This is a genomic window from Massilia aerilata (assembly GCF_042656905.1).
GTDB classification, from domain to species: domain Bacteria; phylum Pseudomonadota; class Gammaproteobacteria; order Burkholderiales; family Burkholderiaceae_D; genus Telluria; species Telluria aerilata.
On record NZ_JBHSMZ010000009.1, the window covers coordinates 1 to 18034 of the forward strand.

Below are 18034 nucleotides of genomic sequence, written 5' to 3' on the forward strand. Positions count from 1 at the left end.
TATAACCTCACGGCCAAACTGTAATGAACGCTTGCACAAAAGGGGGCGTCCATGTACGGGGACGACGGTCTTTGATCCTGCGCAAACCTGCTGCGCGATGACGCGCTTATCGTAATCAGCGCCGCTGGCCGCGAGGTGCTGCCGCATGCGAGTGCGACAGTGCCACTCCTCCCCCGGCCGGCGGCGCCTACTTTTTCCATTCGGCCAAATAATGCTGCGGCGTCCTGCCCAGCAAACGCCTGAACATGCTCGTGAACGCGCTCGGGCTGGCATAGCCCAGCGTGCGCGCCAGCACACCCACGCTTTCCCCGCGCGCCAGCATCTCGAAGGCGTGCGCCAGATGCACCTGCTGGACCCACTGCCGGTAATGCAGCCCGGTCTCCTTCGGGAACAGGCGGATCAAGGTGCGCGCGCTGGCGCCGGCGTCGAGGGCGAGATCGTCGAGCCGCCGCGGGCTGCCGGGGCGCGCCATGATCTCCGTGCACAGGGCCTGCAGGCGGCGGTCGCGCGGCCAGGGCACGGCGATCGGCACCGTCTCCATGGCCGCCAGCTCGGACAGGATCAGGCGCGCCAGGTCGGCGCCGCGGCCGTCCGGCGGATAATCGACCGGCTCGGCCGCCAGCGCCAGGATCAGCTCGCGCAGCAGCGGGCTCACTTCGAGCACCTTGCAATCGTCGACCAGGCTGCCGGCCGCGGCGGCGTCGATGTAGAGGGTGCGCATCTTGACCTGGCTGAGCATCGCCACCTCATGCAGCACGCCCGGCGCGATCAGGAGCGCGCGGCGCGGCGGAATGATCCACACGCCCGCGTCGGTCCGCACGCGCATCGTGCCGTCGCTGGCGTACAGGAGCTGCACCCAGGGATGGCTGTGGGCTTCGATGGTTTCACCGTGCGGCATCGCGGACGGCACCGCGGTCACGCTGCGCGGCAGCGCGCAGAATCGTTGGCGGTAATGGGGCGACGGTTTGAGTGTCACTTGGGCGACGAAAAGTGGAATATGCGTTCGGATCGCCCATATTACACTGGCCGTCATGAGCACACCCACCACTTCTACCGCCACGCCTGTCCAGGCCAAGGCATCCGGCGCCGTCCTGCAGATCCTGTTCTCGGTCGCCTTCGTCCACCTGCTCAACGACTGCGTGCAGGCCGCGCTGCCGGCGATCTACCCGCTGCTCAAGCAGGAATTCGCGCTCAGCTTCGCGCAGGTCGGTTTGATCACCCTGACCTTCCAGTGCACGGCCTCGCTGCTGCAACCCTGGATCGGCCTGTACACGGACAAGCACCCGATTCCCTTCCTGCTGCCGATGGGGATGTGCATGACCTTGTTCGGCGTGGCCTTGTTGTCGATGGCGGGCAGCTTCGGCATGCTGCTGCTGGGCGCCGGCATGATCGGCGTCGGCTCCTCGACCTTCCACCCGGAAGCCTCGCGCGTGGCGCGCCTGGCCTCGGGCGGGCGCTTCGGCTTCGCGCAATCGCTGTTCCAGGTCGGCGGCAATCTCGGCTCGGCGCTCGGCCCGCTGCTGGCGGCCGCGATCCTGGTCGGCCGCGGCCATGGCAAGTTCGCCTGGTGCGCGATCCTGGTGGTGCTGGCGGTGCTGGTGCTGGTGGGCGTGAGCCGCTGGTACGGCAGCCATTTGAAGAGCATGACGAAAAAGGCCGCCGCGCACGCCGGCCCGCCGCTGCCGCGCAAGCGCGTGATCCAGGCGCTGGCGGTGCTGGCGATGCTGGTGTTCTCGAAGTACATCTACATGGCCAGCCTGTCGAGCTACTACACGTTCTTCCTGATCGAAAAGTTCCACGTCGCGGTCGGCACCGCGCAGATGTACCTGTTCCTGTTCCTGGCCTCGGTGGCGCTCGGCACCTTTGCCGGCGGCCCGATCGGCGACCGCATCGGCCGCAAGCGCGTGATCTGGGTCTCGATCCTGGGCGCGGCGCCGTTCACGCTGGCCCTGCCCTACGCCAGCCTAGGCTGGACCGCGGTGCTGTCGGTGGTGATCGGCCTGGTGATGTCCTCGGCCTTCTCGGCCATCGTGGTGTTCGCCCAGGAACTGGTGCCGGGCAAGGTCGGCATGATCGCCGGGATCTTCTTCGGCCTGATGTTCGGCGTCAGCGGCATCGGCGCCGCCGCGATGGGGCATATCGCGGACGTGGCCGGCATCGAGCAGGTGTACCGGATCGCGTCCTTCCTGCCCTTGCTGGGCATCCTGGCGGCCTTGCTGCCGAAGATGGAGAAGGCCCGTACTTGAAATAGGTATGCATACTGTTGAATGTTTCCGGCAACGGCCTATACTCCTTCATGGACAGCCGTATCGACGACAACCGGAGACGCCGTGGCCAATCGAATCCTCATCATCTCCGCCGACGAAGATGACATCCCTGTCCTCAAGCGGGCCTTGAACAGTGCCCGGGACGGCCCCTTCGATGTGGAAACCGCATCCACCCTGGCAGCGGGCATGGCCCGCCTCGAACACGGCGGAATCGATGCGATCCTGCTGGACTTGATGCTCCCGGACAGCCAAGGCCTGGCGTCCTTCGATCGCTTATACGCAACCGGGCGCCATACGCCGATTCTCACGCTGTGCAAGCTCGACGATGAGGACAACGCCAAGGAAGCGGTCCAGCGCGGCGCCCAGGGCTGGCTGTCGAAGGGCTACTTCGACAATTACCTGGTGCCGCAGGCCTTGCGAAACATAATCGAACGCATGAAGGTAGAGCAAGGCTTGTACCTCGCCCAGGAACGCGCGGAAATCACGCTCAACTCGATCGGCGATGCGGTCATTTCCACGGATATGCGTGGGCATGTCGATTACCTGAACGTGGCGGCCGAACTGCTAACCGGCTGGTCGAGGGAGGATGCATCCGGCCGGCCTATCGCCGAAGTGCTCAATATCGTCGATAGCGCTACCGGGAAACCGATGCTCAGCCCTGTCGAGCACGTCCTGCAAAGCAACCTCCTGCAGGCTCTGACCGGCGACGCCATCCTCGTCGGCCGCGATGACAAGCATGTTCCGATCGAGGATTCCGCCGCCCCGATCCACGATTGGGATGGGCACCTGGTCGGCGCCGTGATGGTATTCCGGGATATCTCCGCCACCGTGGCGCTGACGTCGAAAATGCGGCATCAGGCACATCACGATTTCCTTACCAATCTGCCTAATCGGGTTCTTTTGAACGATCGCATTACCCAGGCCATTGCGTTGGCCAGGCGCAGCAGGGTCCGCCCGGTGGTTCTGTTCCTGGATCTCGATAAATTCAAGCACATCAACGACTCCCTTGGGCACGCCGTTGGCGACCGCCTGCTGCAAGGCGTTTCAGAGCGCCTGCGCAACTGTGTGCGCACGTCCGACACGGTAAGCCGCCATGGCGGCGATGAATTCGTGATTCTGCTAGCCAACGAACATCGGGCGGAAGACGCGATGGTGACGGCGGACAAGATCCTGCTTGCGCTCTCGACGCCATTCATGGTCGACGGGCAGGAACTGCATACCTCGACCAGCATCGGCATCAGCGTGTTCCCGCTGGACGGTATGGATGCCGCCGCATTGATCAAGAATGCCGATACGGCGATGTACCACGCCAAAGAGCGAGGACGCAACAATTATCAATTTTTTCGGCACGACATGAACACCCGCGCCGTGGAGCGCCAACTTGTCGAAAGCAACTTGCGCAGGGCGCTGGAACATGGCGAATTCACGCTGCATTACCAGCCAAAGGTCAACCTGGAAAGTGGGCGCATTACCGGCGTCGAAGCCCTGCTGCGCTGGCAGCACCCGGATTGGGGACTGGTGCTGCCCGAACGATTCATCGCAATTGCCGAGGAATGCGGTCTGATCGTTCCAATCGGGAACTGGGTATTGCGCGCTGCCTGCATGCAAGCGGTGCGCTGGCGCGACGCCGGCATTGCGGCGGCCTCGATCGCGGTGAACGTATCGGCTCTGGAATTTCGGCATCGCGATTTTTTCGATCGCCTGCTCGCGATCGTCACGGAAACCGGTGCGGATCCGGCCTGCCTGCAACTTGAACTGACGGAAAGCGTCCTGATGCGTGACGTGGCCACCAGTGCCGCCCTGCTGGCCAAGCTCAAGGCAATGGGCGTGCAAATCGCCGTCGACGATTTCGGCACCGGTTACTCCAGCCTGAGTTACCTGAATCAATTTCCGATCGATGTACTGAAGATCGACCAGTCGTTTGTCAAGGCAATCGATGGCGGAATGAAAAGCAATGGCGCCATCGTCGGCGCCGTGATCAGCATGGGCAGGAATTTGCACCAGCAAGTCATCGCCGAAGGCGTCGAAGACGAAGCGCAGTTCGCTTTTCTCAAGGCCCACAAATGCAACGAAGGCCAGGGCTACTGGTTCAGCCGCCCGGTTGAGGCGATGCAGATGCAGGCAATGCTCCGCGCCGGCGTCTGTGCGTGAATGCGACGGTCGAAGCGGCTCCCACGGGATCTCCTGCGCACATGGCCTTGCGTACGCGTTTCTCCAATCGGCGTATGCTGAATTATTCAAGCGCCGTACTGCATGAAGTGACCCACCTCCCTGGTCGCGGTAATTCAACGGAACGCACGGAACTCGGCCGTCTGCGACGGCCACTCGCCGGCACGACGCAAGTAGTACAGGGTACTGTGCGACATTTCACCTGAAATACTCGATGGCTACCCTGCTTGCAACGACAACAGCGGGAGGACATCATGCGCCACACTTTGAAAGCAACATTCAAGCACCGCAGCAAGGCCCAGCACGCTCTGGACGAATTGCTGGCTTCCGGATATTCACGCGCCGGTACGGCAATTTCGGACGCGGACGGGGTTGGCGCCTCGATCCGGCATACCATGGCGCGGCTATTCACTGCTCGCCATCACGTGAGTTCCGGCGCACCGGCCCAGGCGCGCCATCTCGTCACGCTGACCGCCGACACCGAAGCGGATGCCGGACGCGCCATGGGCATCATCGGGCGCTACGCACCGGTCGGCATCGAGGATCGCCTTGACGAGTGGGAAAAGGACAGTGCGCCCAGGATGCGCCCGGACTACCCGCGTGGCGCCGAGCCGGGCGCCCTGCAGTTTCGGGGCCGTGAAGCCAGCCACTACTTCGGCACGCAGAATGCCGAATCTCCACCGACTGGCAATACCTTCGAGGAAACGATGGGCAGCGTCTCGCGATGGGAGCCGCTCGACGATGAGATGCCCCTTGCAGGCAGGCTGGCGCAGTTGGCGGATCGGGACAGGGCTGGCGACGGCGATACCATGACCGCATACGACTACGGCAAAGCCATGCATGACAATGACAGAAATCGCAATCGTTCATGGGATGAAGTCGCAGCGGACCTCAGAAGCGGCTGGGAGATGCGCGATACCGGTGCCTCGACCTGGAACGAATCCGACGCCGCCATACGGCGCGGCTGGGACGCCGTCTCGCCGGAGATCGATGACGACAGCTACTACCGTACCCACTGGAACGCAAGCTACGCGCCAGCCTGTCTGTACGGCAGCGAGGCAAGCCGCAGTGAACGATACCGCAGCCATCACTGGGAAGGCGTCGATGCGCAGCGCAAAATCGAGCGGGAAACGCGCCATGCGGGGCAACTGTCGAGTTGGGAAACCTTCCGGGATGCGGTGAGCCATGGCTGGAACAGAATTCGCACTTGATCCCTTCTGTCTATCTGTACGCATCGTCCGACAGCAATTGTAGGCGCACACTTGTACTATTGCTGAGCACCTGAAAGCTAGGATAGGCAAAAGCTTTCAGGAACAAGAAATGGCAAGACATGCGTTCGTCGTGGAGGAAAACAGTCTCATCCGTCAGTCCGTATGCGAAATGCTCCGCTTATGTGGCTACATACCGATGGTCGCCAGCGATCTTCACCACGCGACCAAGGTATTGGCCAGCATCCGCTACGATGTGCTGTTTGTCGGATCAGGGCATCGGCAAACCTACAACGAGACCCTGGTCAACCTGGCCAGGCGCCTGCAACCGTCGATGAGGATCGTTGCCATGCGCCCGAACGAACGCGCGATGTCCGCCTTCGATGGCGCCCATGCCTACGTTGGCTTTCCGTTTACCCTGGAAGCATTGCGCGCAGCGCTGGCCAAGACGCACGGCAGGGACGAGGGGCTCACATGAGCACGATGCCGAAGCGCCTGACGCACAAGGCGAACAGGGCGAAGCAGCCGATGGTCAGCACGACGCTGAAGCCGAGCGCCGGCCAGAAGCCGCAGCGCGCCAGCAGCGCGGGGAAAGCCAGGAACATCGGCAAGGTCGGCACCACGTACCAGAAGGTGTACCAGGCGTGATTCGCCAGCCTGGCTTCCGGCTGCTTTTCCACGTGCAGCCAGATCAGGGTCAGCACCGTCACCAGTGGCAGCGAGGCGATCAGGGCGCCCAGCTTGTCGCTGCGTTTCGCGAATTCCGAGACGGCGACGACCAGGCCGGCCGTGATCAGGTATTTGGCGATAATCCAGGGCATGTCTTCTCTTTCGATATGCGGCTCATCGGTTCTTCCGAGGCCGCACCATAGCACAGCGCGCATGCGCATTGTTCGTCCATTCGGCGTATGCTTTTAGTGTCCCAACGATGACACGGGAGGCCATCATGCGGCATACCTTGAAAGCAGTCTTCGATCGCCGAAGCGATGCCCAGCACGTGCTGGACGAATTATTGGCTTCCGGCTATTCCCGCACCGATACGGAAATTTCGGACGCGGAAGGACTCCGCGCCTCGGTCCGGCACAGGCTGGCGCGACTGTTCGCCAGGCAGCACCCGCAGTCGGCGGCGGATGCCAACGCCTCGATGGCCGGACGCCACGTCGTCACGCTGACCGCCGATTCCGAACCGGATGCCGAGCGCGCGGTCCGCATCATCCAGCGCTTCCATCCGTCCGGCATCGAAGACCTCCCCAGCGAGTGGGACCGCGACAGCGCCGGCATCATGCCCGAAATCTGCCCGCCGGGCACCGGGCCGGGATCCCTGCAGTACCAGCGCAATGAAAACAGCCAGTATTACGGCACCCAGCACGCCTGGGCGCCGCCGATGGGCAACACTTTTGGAGAACCGATGATCGAGAAATCACCCCGCAGCTACATGGACACTCCCTGGACCGGCGCCGCCGGCAGCCACGGCGGCGACACGGCGGCCTATCGCTACGGCCAGCAGATGCGCGCCAGCGACAAGTACCGCAACCGCTCCTGGGATGAAGTCGAGCCCGAGCTGAAAAGCAACTGGGAAGCAGGTGCGGACGAGGCCCCGGCCTGGGATGCCGCCGTGGCCGCCATACGCCAGGGCTGGGACAGCGTCTCGCCGGAGATCGACGACGATGCCTATTACCGCACCCACTGGAATGCAAGCTACGGCAAGCGCGCCGACAGCGGCGCCTACGATGAGCATGCGCCGGCCTATCTGTTCGGCGACGAGGCAAGGCGGCTCGAAAAATACCGTAGCCACGACTGGGAAGACGCCGAACCGCACTTGAAATCGGACTGGGAGGCGCGCCATCCCGGCAAACTGTCGCCCTGGGAAAGCTTCAAGGATGCGGTGAAACACGGCTGGAACCGGATCCACGCGGACACGGACGACCGGAAGTCCTGAGCCGCCGGAGCATCCGGCCGGCCAAGATGTCAGACATCTTGTCAGACCGGGCTCCCCGCCTGCGCCGCTTCCAGCGCTTCCTGCGCCCGGCGCAGCCGTTCCCGGCTGTTGCCGATGTGCAGGCGCATCGCCGCCCGCGCCGATTCCGCATCGCCGCGCGCGATGGCATCGACGATCTGCTCGTGCTCGCGCCCGACCTGTTCCATGTAGCGGACCGGATCGGCATGGGTCAGGCGCGCCGAATTGATGCGCGCACGCGGGATGATGTTCCCGCCCAGGTGCTGCAGGATGGCGTGGAAATACTGGTTGCCCGACGCCAGGGCGATCGCCAGGTGGAAGCGCCGGTCCAGCTCGACGGTATCTTCGCCCCTGCACGCGCCCTGCTGCAGGGCCGCCAGCGCCGCGCGCACTTCCAGTAACTGTGCCTCGCTGCGGCGCGCCGCCGCCAGGCCGGCCGCCTCGGTCTCCAGGCCGATCCGCAATTCCAGCAGCGCGATCACGTCGCGCACCGTCATCACCGTGGCCGGATCGATGCCCATGATGGCCGGCGGCGGGGGCGGCAGCACGAAGGTGCCGATGCCATGCCGCGTCTCGACCAGGCCGGCCGCCTGCATGCGCGAGATCGCCTCGCGCACCACGCTGCGGCTGACGCCCTGCTCGACCACGATTTCCGTTTCGGTCGGCAGTTTGTCGCCTGGCTGCAACGCGCCCTCACGAATGCGCTCACTGAGCTGCGCTACGACGAGCTCGGCCAGGTTGCGATGTTTTTTGGGTGTGCTAAGCATTTCGCGCGATTGCCATTTCAGGAATGTCTGGATTATACTGGCTCGCATGTTGTAAGACATCAGACAACCTAGCACTGGCAGGAGACATCAGATGGACACGCAAAATAGCGGGACGCCACGCAGCATCCGCATGCACGACCAGGACAACGTCGCCATCGTCGCGAACGACGGCGGCCTTCCGGCCGGCACCGTCTTCCCCGACGGCCTGGTCTTGAAGGACAAGGTGCCGCAAGGGCACAAAGTGGCGCTGCGGCCCATCGCGCAAGGCGAAGCCATCCTGCGCTACAAGGTCGCCATCGGCTACGCCGTGCGCGATATCGACGCCGGCAGCTGGGTCGAGGAATCGCTGGTCGCCATGCCGCCGGCGCGCGCGCTGGACAAGTTGCCCATCGCCACCATCCGCCCCGAACCCCTGCCCCCGCTCGAGGGCTATACCTTCGAAGGCTACCGCAACCCGGACGGCTCGGTCGGCACCCGCAACATCCTCGCGATCAGCACCACGGTGCAGTGCGTGTCCGGCGTGGTCGAATTCGCCGTCAAGCGCATCAAGGACGAGCTGCTGCCCAAGTACCCGAACGTCGACGACGTCGTCAGCCTCGACCACACCTATGGCTGCGGCGTGGCCATCGACGCGCCCGGCGCCGACATCCCGATCCGCACCCTGCGCAATATCGCGAAGAACCCGAACTTCGGCGGCCGCGCCATGCTGGTCAGCCTGGGCTGCGAGAAGCTGCAGCCGGCGCGCCTGTTCCCGGCGGCTGGCGTTTCTTCATGGATGCCGATCCGCGACGTCGCCGGCCCCGACCACGTCTGCCTGCAGGACAACGCCCACGTGGGTTTCAGCGCCATGATCGAAAACATCATGGACACCGCCGAGCGCCACCTGATGGAACTGAACGCGCGCCGGCGCGAGACCTGCCCGGCGGCCGATTTGATCGTCGGCGTGCAGTGCGGCGGCAGCGACGCCTTCTCGGGCGTGACCGCGAACCCGGCGGTCGGCTTTGCCAGCGACCTGCTGGTGCGCGCCGGCGCCGCCGTGATGTTTTCGGAAGTGACGGAAGTCCGCGACGGCATCGACCAGCTGACCGCGCGCGCCATCGACGAAGCCACGGCCCAGGCCATGATCCGCGAGATGGCCTGGTACGACGACTACCTGCAGCGCGGCGGCGTCGACCGCAGCGCCAACACCACGCCCGGCAACAAGAAGGGCGGCCTGGCCAACATCGTCGAAAAGGCGATGGGCTCGATCATCAAGTCCGGCACGGCCCCGATCTCCGGCGTGCTGTCGCCGGGCCAGAAGCTGGAACAGAAGGGCCTGATCTACGCCGCCACCCCGGCCAGCGATTTCATCTGCGGCACCCTGCAGCTGGCAGCCGGCATGAACGTGCACGTGTTCACGACCGGCCGCGGCACGCCCTACGGCCTGGCGGCAGTGCCGGTGGTGAAGGTCGCCACCCGCGACGACCTGGCGCGCCGCTGGCACGACCTCATGGACATCAACGCCGGCCGCATCGCCACCGGCGAAGCGAGCATCCCCGACGTCGGCTGGGAACTCTTCAACTTCATCCTCGACGTGGCCAGCGGCCGCAAGAAGACCTGGGCCGAGCACTGGCGCCTGCATAACGCGCTGGCGCTGTTCAATCCGGCCCCGGTCACGTAAGCCCTTCATCCCCGTTTCACACCGGCTGCGCTTGCCCTTCATGGGGCCGGCGCGGCCGGCGCACGCCCCAGCAATCGCTACAAACAGGAGACAGCAGCAATGAAGAAAGCAGCAGCATTGACGATCGGCCTCGCCGCCTGCGCGGCAGCCCAGGCCCAGACCTCGGTGAACATCTACGGCATCATGGACGCCGCCATCGTCAGCGAGCATGGCGGCGTCGCCAGCCCGTCCACCAGGATCACCAGCGGCGCGGCCTCGGCCTCGCGCATCGGCTTCAAGGGCAGCGAGGACCTCGGCGGCGGCCTGTCCGCCTTCTTCACGCTGGAGACCGGCGCCAAGATCGACACCGGCGAACTCGATGCGGCCAACACCATCTTCAACCGCCAGGCCTTCGTCGGCCTGAAGGGCAGCGCCGGCGAAGTCGCGCTGGGCCGCCAGTACACGCCCTGGCACCTGGCCCTGGTCGCCATCGACCCCTTCAGCACCGGCTACGCGGGCAGCTCGAAGAACCTGTTCCCGGATAACGGCTCGAACATCCGCACCAGCAACACGATCACCTATAAATCGCCCAAGCTGAACGGCTTCGACGGCGAACTGGCCTATGCGATGGGCGAGCAGACCAGCTTCTCGACCGGGCGCCAGTTCGGCGGCGCGGTCGGCTATGCGAGCGGTCCGCTGGCCCTGCGCGTGGCCTACAACGCCAAGAACACCGACGTCGCCGCCACTTCCACCGCGCCCGCCCTCAGCCGCACCCTGGGCCGCAACACCCTGTTCACCGCAGCGTACAAGCTGCAGGCGGCGACCCTGCGCTTCGCCTATGGCATCGACAAGGGCTTCAACGCCGCCACCCTGGGCAACAGCAACAATCCCTACGGCGGCGTCAAGCCGACCCCGTCGACGGATGGCCGCAGCGTTCTGCTGGGCTTGAGCGCCCCGATCGGCCCGGGCAGCCTGATGTTCTCGGTGATGCACAAGGACGACCGCACCGCCTTCAACCAGGACGCCAATGCCTGGGGCATCGGCTATCTGTACAGCCTGTCGAAGCGCACCGGCCTGTACGCCGCCTACGGCCATATCGATAACAAGAACGGCGCAGGCTACACTGTGGCCAACAATACCGAATCGGGTACCGGGAATACCGGCTACAACCTCGGTATCCGCCACACCTTCTGAGGAGAGCCGATGTTCGAGATCAGCCAGGTCCGCTGCTTCGTCGCGGTGGCGGAAGAACTGCACTTCGGGCGCGCCGCCGAGCGCCTGAACATGACGCAGCCGCCGCTGAGCCGGCAGATCCAGCTGCTCGAACACCATGTGGGCACCCGCCTGCTCGACCGCAGCAGCCGCGGCGTGCGCCTGACGGCGGCCGGCAAGGCCTTCTTTCCGGAAGCCGCGCGCATCCTGCGCATGGCCGACGAGGCCGTGGTGACGGCGCGCCGGGTCGCCAAGGGCGAGCAGGGCGCGCTGGCGATCGGCTTCACCGCCGCCTTCGGCTACGGCCTGCTGCCCGACCTGGTGCGGCGCCTGCGCGAGCGCGCGCCCGGCATCTCGCTGACCCTGAAGGAACTGGTGACGACCTCGCAGCTGGAGGCGCTCGACAGCGGCCAGCTCGACGTCGGCCTGATGCGCCCGCACGCGCGCCACGGCGAGCTCGAGACCGTGCTGCTGGCCACCGAACCGCTGATGCTGGCGATACCGGAACGCGAGGCCGATGACTGGCCAGAACAGCCGACGCTGGCCTGCGTGCACGACAAGCCCTTCCTGATGTACTCGCCCTACGAGGCGCGCTACTTCTACCAGCTGCTGAACAACTGCTTCGACGCCGCCGGCGTGACGCCCGAGGTGGTCGAGCACATCGGCCAGATCCACACCATGCTGGCATTGGTGAGCTCGGGCGTCGGCGTGGCGCTGATCCCCACCGCGGCGGCGCGCCTGCAGCTGCGCGGCGTGGTGCTGCGCACGATGCAGACCGATCCGCCCGAGCCGGTGCAGACCGTGTGCGCCTACCGCCGCGACAACGGCAACCCCATTCTCGACATCTTCCGGCGCGACATCCTGCCTGCCTTCCTTCCCGCGCGCGGCGATTAAGTTCGATTCAATTCTTGAATCGATCAAGACATTCATTGGTTTGGTTGCGCATGAATGCGCGACTACTATATCTGTCATAAGAACAGCAAATGACCAACCTACAGGAGACACCCGTGGAACAAACGCAAGCCATCAGGACCGCAGCCGCGGCCAAGGTGCAGACCCGCACACGCTGGACGATTCTGGCGATGCTGTTCCTGATCACCACCATCAACTACGCCGACCGCGCCACGATCTCGATCGCCGCACCGGGCATCAGGAAGGAACTCGGCCTGGACGCGGTCCAGATGGGCTTCGTGTTCTCGGCCTTCGCCTGGTCCTACGTGCTGGCCCAGCTGCCCGGCGGCTGGCTGCTGGACCGCTTCGGTTCGAAGATCACCTACTTCTTCAGCATCTTTCTGTGGTCGGTCTTCACCATGATGACCGGCGCGGCCGGCTTCATCGCCGGCGGCGCCGCGGTGACCATGCTGTTCGCCCTGCGCCTGCTGGTCGGCGCCGCCGAAGCGCCCTCCTTTCCGGGCAACAGCCGGATCGCCTCGGCCTGGTTCCCGACCAACGAGCGCGGCCTTGCCGCCGCCATCTTCAACTCGGCGCAGTACTTCGCCACCGTGCTGTTCGCGCCGATCATGGGCTGGCTGGTGCACGCCTACGGCTGGCACAGCGTGTTCTACGTGATGGGTGGCCTGGGCATCGTGATGGCCTTCGTCTGGCTCAAGGTCATCTACGGACCGAAGGACCATCCGTCGGTCAGCGCCGGCGAACTGAAATACATCCAGGAAGGCGGCGCCCTGGTCGACCTCGACGGCGCTAAGCGCGCCCCGGCCCAGGTCAACACCTTCGCCGCCATCAAGGAACTGCTGGGCAACCGCATGCTGCTGGGCGTGTACATCGGCCAGTACTGCATCACCACCCTCACCTACTTCTTCCTGACCTGGTTCCCGGTCTACCTGGTGCAGGAACGCCACATGACCATCCTGAAGGCCGGCTTCGTGGCCTCGCTGCCGGCCATCGCGGGCTTCCTCGGCGGCGTGTTCGGCGGCTGGCTGTCGGACCGCCTGGCCAAGCGCGGCTACTCGCTGTCCTTGTCGCGCAAGCTGCCGATCGTGATCGGCATGATGCTGTCGATGAGCATGATCGCCTGTAACTACATCGAGACCGACATGCTGGTCGTGGCCGTGATGTCGCTGGCCTTCTTCGGCAAGGGCGTCGGCGCACTGGGCTGGGCGGTCGTCTCCGACACCTCGCCGAAGGAAGCCGGGGGCCTGTCGGGCGCCCTGTTCAACACCTTCGGCAATACCGCCGGCATCACCACGCCGATCGTCATCGGCTACATCGTGCAGGGCACCGGCTCGTTTGCCGGCGCGCTGGTCTACGTCGGCGCCAACGCCGCACTGGCGATCGCCTGCTACCTGTTCATCGTCGGCGACATCAAGCGTGTCAGTCTCTCGAAATCCCTGATCAAGCACTAAGGACGCACCCATGACCCACTACGTATCCGGCGCCCCTGTCATTACCGACCTGCGCGTCGTCCCCGTCGCCGGCCAGGACAGCATGCTGCTGAATCTCTCCGGCGCCCACGGCCCCTGGTTCACCCGCAATATCGTCCTGATCTCGGACAGCGCCGGCAACACCGGCCTGGGCGAAGTCCCGGGCGGCGAGAAGATCCGCCAGACCATCGAGGATGCCAGACCCCTCATCGTCGGCAAGACCCTGGGCGAGTACAACAACATCCTGAATGCGATGCGCAAGACCTTCGCCGACCGCGATGCGGGCGGCCGCGGCAACCAGACCTTCGATCTGCGCACCACCATCCACGCCGTCACCGCGGTGGAATCAAGCCTGCTCGACCTGCTGGGCCAGTTCATGAACGTGCCGGTCGCCGCCCTGCTGGGCGAAGGCATGCAGCGCGACGCCGTCGAGATGCTGGGCTACCTGTTCTACGTCGGCGACCGCAAAAAGACGCCGCTGGAATACCGCAGCGAGCCGGATGCCGGCGACGCCTGGTTCCGCCTGCGTAACGAGGAAGCGCTCACGCCGGACGCCGTGGTGCGCCTGTGCGAAGCGGCGCGCGAGCGTTACGGCTTCAACGACTTCAAGCTGAAAGGCGGCGTGCTCTCCGCCGATGAAGAGATGGACGCCATCGTCGCCATGCACGAGCGCTTCCCGGATGCGCGCATCACGCTGGACCCGAACGGCGCCTGGTCGCTCAAGGAAGCGGTCCGCGTGTGCCGCGACAAGCACGGGGTGCTGGCCTATGCCGAAGACCCCTGCGGCGCGGAGAACGGCTTCTCGGGCCGCGAAGTGATGGCCGAGTTCCGCCGCGCCACCGGCCTGCCGACCGCCACCAACATGATCGCCACCGACTGGCGCCAGATGGCCCATTCGATCCAGCTGCAGTCGGTCGACATCCCGCTGGCCGACCCGCACTTCTGGACCATGCAGGGCTCGGTGCGCGTGGCCCAGCTGTGCGAGATGTTCGGCCTGACCTGGGGCTCGCATTCGAACAACCACTTCGACATCTCGCTGGCCATGTTCACCCACGTCGGCGCCGCCGCGCCGGGCAAGGTCACCGCCATCGACACCCACTGGATCTGGCAGGACGGGCAGCGCCTGACGAAAGATCCGCTGAAGATCGAGGGCGGCATGATCCGCATTCCCGCCAAGCCGGGCCTGGGCATAGCGATCGATGAAGCGGAGCTGGAAAAGGCCCACCAGGCTTATAAGAGAATCAACTTGGGTCCCCGCCTCCGCGGGGACGACGCCGGCGCGCGCGACGACGCCGCCGCCATGCAGTTCCTGGTCCCGAACTGGACCTTCGATAACAAACGTCCTTGCCTGGTGCGCTGAGAGGAAAAGAAGATGAGCTACAACACCCCATACAGCGGCATCCCCAACCGCTTCAAGCAGGACCTGCGCGAAGGCAAAGTGCAGATCGGCTGCTGGTCCTCGCTGGCGAATCCCTTCACCACCGAGATCCTGGGCCTGGCCGGCTTCGACTGGCTGCTGCTGGACGGCGAGCATTCGCCGAACGACCTGAATGGCTTCATCTTCCAGCTGATGGCGCTGAAGGACAGCCCGAGCGCGCCGGTGGTGCGCCCTCAGGCCAACGACACGGTGCAGATCAAGCGCCTGCTGGACGCCGGCTTCTACAACTTCCTGGTGCCCTTCGTCGAAACCGCCGAGGAAGCCGCGAGCGCCGTCGCCGCCACCCGCTATGCGCCGGAAGGCGTGCGCGGCGTGTCGGTCTCGATGCGCGGCAACCGCTTCGGCACCATCGCCGACTACCACAAGATCAGCAACCAGCACATCACGGTGGCCCTGCAGATCGAGAGCCGCAAGGCGGTCGCCAACATCGAGGCCATCTGCACGGTGGACGGCGTGGACTGCGTCTTCATCGGCCCCTCGGACCTGGCGGCCGGCTATGGCTACCTGGGCAACGCGAATCACCCGGAAGTGCAGGAAGCGATGCAGCAGGTGTTCGCCGCCGCCAAGGCCGCCGGCGTGCCGGTCGGGATCCTGGCGCCGGTGGAAGCCGACGCCCGCCGCTATATCGAGATGGGCGCGACCATGGTGGCCGTGGGTAGCGACCAGGGCCTGTTCCGCGCCGCCACCCAGGGCCTGCGCGACAAGTACGCATTTTAAAAATCAGGGAGAAAACAAATGAGCAAAATCGGATTCATCGGCCTGGGCATCATGGGCACCCCAATGGCGGGCCACCTGATCAAGGCCGGCCACGAAGTGTTCCTGTACACCCACGGCAGCGTGCCGGCCGAACTGGCCGAGGCCGGCGGCAAGGCCTGCGGCTCGAGCAAGGAAGTGGCGCAGAACGCCGACGTGATCATCACCATGGTGCCGGATACGCCGCACGTGGCGGACGCCCTGTTCGGCGAGAACGGCGTGGCCGCCGGCCTCACCGCCGGCAAGGTGGTGGTCGACATGAGCTCGATCTCGCCGGTCGAGACCAAGGCGTTTGCAGAGCGCATCAAGGCGCTGGGCTGCGAATACGTGGACGCCCCGGTGTCCGGCGGCGAAGTCGGTGCCAAGGCGGCGAGTCTCACCATCATGGTGGGCGGTTCGGAAGCGGCCTTCGACCGCGTCAAGCCGCTGTTCGAACTGATGGGCAAGAACATCACCCTGGTGGGTGAGAACGGCGCCGGCCAGACCACCAAGGTGGCCAACCAGATCATCGTCGCGCTGAACATCGAGGCGGTGGGCGAAGCCCTGCTGTTCGCATCGAAGATGGGCGCCGACCCGGCCAAGGTGCGCCAGGCGCTGATGGGCGGCTTTGCGGCTTCGCGCATCCTCGAAGTGCACGGCGAGCGCATGGTCAAGCGCACTTTCGATCCGGGCTTCCGCATCGAGCTGCACCAGAAAGACCTGAACCTGGCGCTGTCGAGCGCGCGCGCAGTCGGCGTCTCGCTGCCGAACACCGCCACCGCCCAGGAACTGTTCAACAGCTGCGCGGCCCACGGCGGCGGCGGCTGGGATCACTCGGCGATGGTACGCGCGCTGGAAAAGATGGCAAACTTCGAAATCGGCCAAGGTACAGCTTGAATTCGCAGCCTGATTTTTTTGGAGAATAGTGATGCAAGCCAGTCCACGCGAGCTGTTGGTGAAGATGTTCGAGGCCGCCATCGAGTCGGCCCAGCCCGGGCATTGCATCCCGCCGCACCTGCCCGCACCCGGCGCGGGCAGGACGATCGTGATCGGCGCCGGTAAGGCTTCCGCCGCGATGGCGCAGGCGCTGGAAAAAAGCTGGGCCGGTCCGCTGTCCGGCCTGGTGGTGACGCGCTACGGCTATGCGGTGCCTTGCGAGCGCATCGAGATCGTCGAGGCCGCGCACCCGGTGCCGGACCAGGCCGGCCTGGACGCGGCGCAGCGCATCATGTCGCTGGTGAGCGGCCTGCATGCGGACGACACCGTGATCTGCCTGATCTCGGGCGGCGGCTCTTCGCTGCTGCCCTTGCCTTTGGAAGGGATCACGCTGGAAGACAAGCAGCACGTGAATCGCGCCCTGCTCGCTTCCGGCGCCACCATCGGCGAGATGAATACCGTGCGCCGCCACCTTTCGGCGATCAAGGGCGGACGCCTGGCCGCGGCCTGCCATCCGGCGCGCGTGGTCACGCTCTTGATTTCCGACGTGCCCGGCGACCAGCCCTGCGACATCGCCTCCGGCCCGACGGTCGGCGATCCGAGCACCTGCGCGGATGCGCTGGCGATCGTACGCCGCTACGGCATCGCCTTGCCGCCGGCGGTGCGCGAGGTGCTGGAGAGCGGCCGCGGCGAATCGGTCAAGCCCGGCGATCCCAGCTTGTCACGGTGTGAAACGCGGATGATCGCCACGCCGCAGATGGCGCTGGAAGCGGCGGCGGCAGTCGCACGGGAAGCCGGCGTCACCCCTTACATCCTCGGCAATGCGATCGAGGGCGAGGCGCGCGACCTCGGCAAGGCGATGGCGGGCATCGCGCGCCAGGTCGCCGAATACGGCCAGCCTTTCGCGAAGCCTTGCGTGATGCTGTCCGGCGGCGAAACCACCGTGACGGTGCGCGGCCAGGGCCGCGGCGGGCGCAATGTGGAGTTCCTGCTGGCGCTGGGCTTGAGCCTGGAAGGCCGCGCCGGCATTCACGCGCTGGCCGGCGATACCGACGGCGTCGACGGGCAGGAAGAGATCGCGGGGGCGGTGCTGGCGCCCGATACGCTGGAACGTGCCTGGGGGCTGGGAATCAAGCCGGCGGACTCGTTGCAGGACAACGATGGGCACGGGTTCTTTGGGGCGCTGGGGGATTCGGTGGTGACCGGGCCGACGCTGACCAATGTGAACGATTTTAGAGCGGTGTTGGTGCTGGAATAAGGACACGTCCTTTTAAATGTCGTCCCCGCGGAGGCGGGGACCCAAGTTCTGCCAGCGCTATCGAAACGCG

The 18034-nt window shown here is 65.3% G+C and carries 16 protein-coding genes; 13 read left to right on the forward strand and 3 right to left on the reverse strand.

Going from position 1 to position 18034, the window contains the following annotated elements:
* Nucleotides 1–187 precede the first annotated feature (187 nt).
* The gene (locus ACFPO9_RS13890) at nt 188–976 is read right to left on the reverse strand and encodes an AraC family transcriptional regulator (RefSeq protein WP_379771692.1); all 789 of its coding nucleotides are present in this window, start codon (nt 974–976) and stop codon (nt 188–190) included.
* 55 nt (nt 977–1031) lie between these two features.
* On the opposite strand from ACFPO9_RS13890, the gene ACFPO9_RS13895 reads away from it, so the two are divergent.
* The 4 genes from ACFPO9_RS13895 to ACFPO9_RS13910 all read left to right on the forward strand — a co-directional run bounded on the left by ACFPO9_RS13895 (nt 1032) and on the right by ACFPO9_RS13910 (nt 6122).
* Entirely contained in the window at nt 1032–2246 is a 1215-nt protein-coding gene (locus ACFPO9_RS13895) for an MFS transporter (protein ID WP_379771693.1), read from the forward strand.
* An 84-nt stretch (nt 2247–2330) separates the two neighbouring features.
* The gene (locus ACFPO9_RS13900) at nt 2331–4418 is read left to right on the forward strand and encodes a putative bifunctional diguanylate cyclase/phosphodiesterase (protein ID WP_379771694.1); all 2088 of its coding nucleotides are present in this window, start codon (nt 2331–2333) and stop codon (nt 4416–4418) included.
* A 272-nt stretch (nt 4419–4690) separates the two neighbouring features.
* Nucleotides 4691–5647, forward strand: a complete 957-nt coding sequence (locus tag ACFPO9_RS13905) for a hypothetical protein (RefSeq protein WP_379771695.1) — start codon at nt 4691–4693, stop codon at nt 5645–5647.
* Nucleotides 5648–5756: 109 nt separating this feature from the next.
* Nucleotides 5757–6122, forward strand: a complete 366-nt coding sequence (locus ACFPO9_RS13910; RefSeq protein WP_379771697.1) for a hypothetical protein — start codon at nt 5757–5759, stop codon at nt 6120–6122.
* Here the strand turns inward: ACFPO9_RS13910 and ACFPO9_RS13915 are convergent.
* Nucleotides 6115–6465 (reverse strand): DUF3147 family protein, encoded by a 351-nt coding sequence (locus ACFPO9_RS13915; RefSeq protein ID WP_379771699.1) that lies wholly within the window; start codon nt 6463–6465, stop codon nt 6115–6117. The genes ACFPO9_RS13910 and ACFPO9_RS13915 overlap by 8 nt on opposite strands.
* 125 nt (nt 6466–6590) lie before the next feature.
* On the opposite strand from ACFPO9_RS13915, the gene ACFPO9_RS13920 reads away from it, so the two are divergent.
* Entirely contained in the window at nt 6591–7583 is a 993-nt protein-coding gene (locus tag ACFPO9_RS13920; protein WP_379771701.1) for a hypothetical protein, read from the forward strand.
* Nucleotides 7584–7624: 41 nt separating this feature from the next.
* On the opposite strand, the gene ACFPO9_RS13925 is transcribed toward ACFPO9_RS13920, so the two are convergent.
* A complete protein-coding gene (locus ACFPO9_RS13925; protein ID WP_379771702.1) occupies nt 7625–8368 on the reverse strand; it encodes a FadR/GntR family transcriptional regulator in 744 nt (247 codons plus the stop codon).
* A gap of 91 nt (nt 8369–8459) precedes the next feature.
* On the opposite strand from ACFPO9_RS13925, the gene garD reads away from it, so the two are divergent.
* From garD to ACFPO9_RS13965, 8 genes are all read left to right on the forward strand, one after another.
* Nucleotides 8460–10028: a galactarate dehydratase gene (gene garD / locus ACFPO9_RS13930; protein WP_379771703.1), complete on the forward strand. Its 1569-nt coding sequence runs from the start codon at nt 8460–8462 to the stop codon at nt 10026–10028.
* Between the two features lie 99 nt (nt 10029–10127).
* Complete coding sequence (locus tag ACFPO9_RS13935; RefSeq protein WP_379771704.1) at nt 10128–11201, forward strand: porin; 1074 nt, start codon at nt 10128–10130, stop codon at nt 11199–11201.
* Between the two features lie 9 nt (nt 11202–11210).
* Nucleotides 11211–12113 carry a LysR family transcriptional regulator gene (locus ACFPO9_RS13940; RefSeq protein WP_379771706.1) on the forward strand — a complete coding sequence of 301 codons (903 nt, stop codon included), beginning with the start codon at nt 11211–11213 and terminating at the stop codon, nt 12111–12113.
* Nucleotides 12114–12202: 89 nt separating this feature from the next.
* Entirely contained in the window at nt 12203–13582 is a 1380-nt protein-coding gene (locus ACFPO9_RS13945; RefSeq protein WP_379771708.1) for an MFS transporter, read from the forward strand.
* Nucleotides 13583–13592: 10 nt separating this feature from the next.
* Complete coding sequence (gene gudD / locus ACFPO9_RS13950) at nt 13593–14960, forward strand: glucarate dehydratase (RefSeq protein ID WP_379771710.1); 1368 nt, start codon at nt 13593–13595, stop codon at nt 14958–14960.
* A gap of 12 nt (nt 14961–14972) precedes the next feature.
* Entirely contained in the window at nt 14973–15755 is a 783-nt protein-coding gene (gene garL / locus ACFPO9_RS13955) for a 2-dehydro-3-deoxyglucarate aldolase (RefSeq protein ID WP_379771711.1), read from the forward strand.
* An 18-nt stretch (nt 15756–15773) separates the two neighbouring features.
* A complete protein-coding gene (gene glxR / locus ACFPO9_RS13960) occupies nt 15774–16667 on the forward strand; it encodes a 2-hydroxy-3-oxopropionate reductase (protein WP_379771713.1) in 894 nt (297 codons plus the stop codon).
* 31 nt (nt 16668–16698) lie between these two features.
* Nucleotides 16699–17964 (forward strand): glycerate kinase type-2 family protein, encoded by a 1266-nt coding sequence (locus ACFPO9_RS13965; protein WP_379771714.1) that lies wholly within the window; start codon nt 16699–16701, stop codon nt 17962–17964.
* Nucleotides 17965–18034: the final 70 nt, after the last annotated feature.

Bases quoted from the DNA above. Each gene is read 5' to 3' on its own strand.
- gudD (WP_379771710.1), top strand. From the start codon at position 13,593: ATGACCCACTACGTATCCGGCGCCCCTGTCATTACCGACCTGCGCGTC.
- ACFPO9_RS13910 (WP_379771697.1), top strand. From the start codon at position 5,757: ATGGCAAGACATGCGTTCGTCGTGGAGGAAAACAGTCTCATCCGTCAG.
- ACFPO9_RS13945 (WP_379771708.1), top strand. From the start codon at position 12,203: ATGACCAACCTACAGGAGACACCCGTGGAACAAACGCAAGCCATCAGG.
- garD (WP_379771703.1), top strand. From the start codon at position 8,460: ATGGACACGCAAAATAGCGGGACGCCACGCAGCATCCGCATGCACGAC.
- ACFPO9_RS13935 (WP_379771704.1), top strand. From the start codon at position 10,128: ATGAAGAAAGCAGCAGCATTGACGATCGGCCTCGCCGCCTGCGCGGCA.
- ACFPO9_RS13965 (WP_379771714.1), top strand. From the start codon at position 16,699: ATGCAAGCCAGTCCACGCGAGCTGTTGGTGAAGATGTTCGAGGCCGCC.
- ACFPO9_RS13920 (WP_379771701.1), top strand. From the start codon at position 6,591: ATGCGGCATACCTTGAAAGCAGTCTTCGATCGCCGAAGCGATGCCCAG.
- ACFPO9_RS13915 (WP_379771699.1), bottom strand. From the start codon at position 6,465: ATGCCCTGGATTATCGCCAAATACCTGATCACGGCCGGCCTGGTCGTC.
- ACFPO9_RS13940 (WP_379771706.1), top strand. From the start codon at position 11,211: ATGTTCGAGATCAGCCAGGTCCGCTGCTTCGTCGCGGTGGCGGAAGAA.
- garL (WP_379771711.1), top strand. From the start codon at position 14,973: ATGAGCTACAACACCCCATACAGCGGCATCCCCAACCGCTTCAAGCAG.
- ACFPO9_RS13905 (WP_379771695.1), top strand. From the start codon at position 4,691: ATGCGCCACACTTTGAAAGCAACATTCAAGCACCGCAGCAAGGCCCAG.
- ACFPO9_RS13895 (WP_379771693.1), top strand. From the start codon at position 1,032: ATGAGCACACCCACCACTTCTACCGCCACGCCTGTCCAGGCCAAGGCA.
- glxR (WP_379771713.1), top strand. From the start codon at position 15,774: ATGAGCAAAATCGGATTCATCGGCCTGGGCATCATGGGCACCCCAATG.
- ACFPO9_RS13925 (WP_379771702.1), bottom strand. From the start codon at position 8,368: ATGCTTAGCACACCCAAAAAACATCGCAACCTGGCCGAGCTCGTCGTA.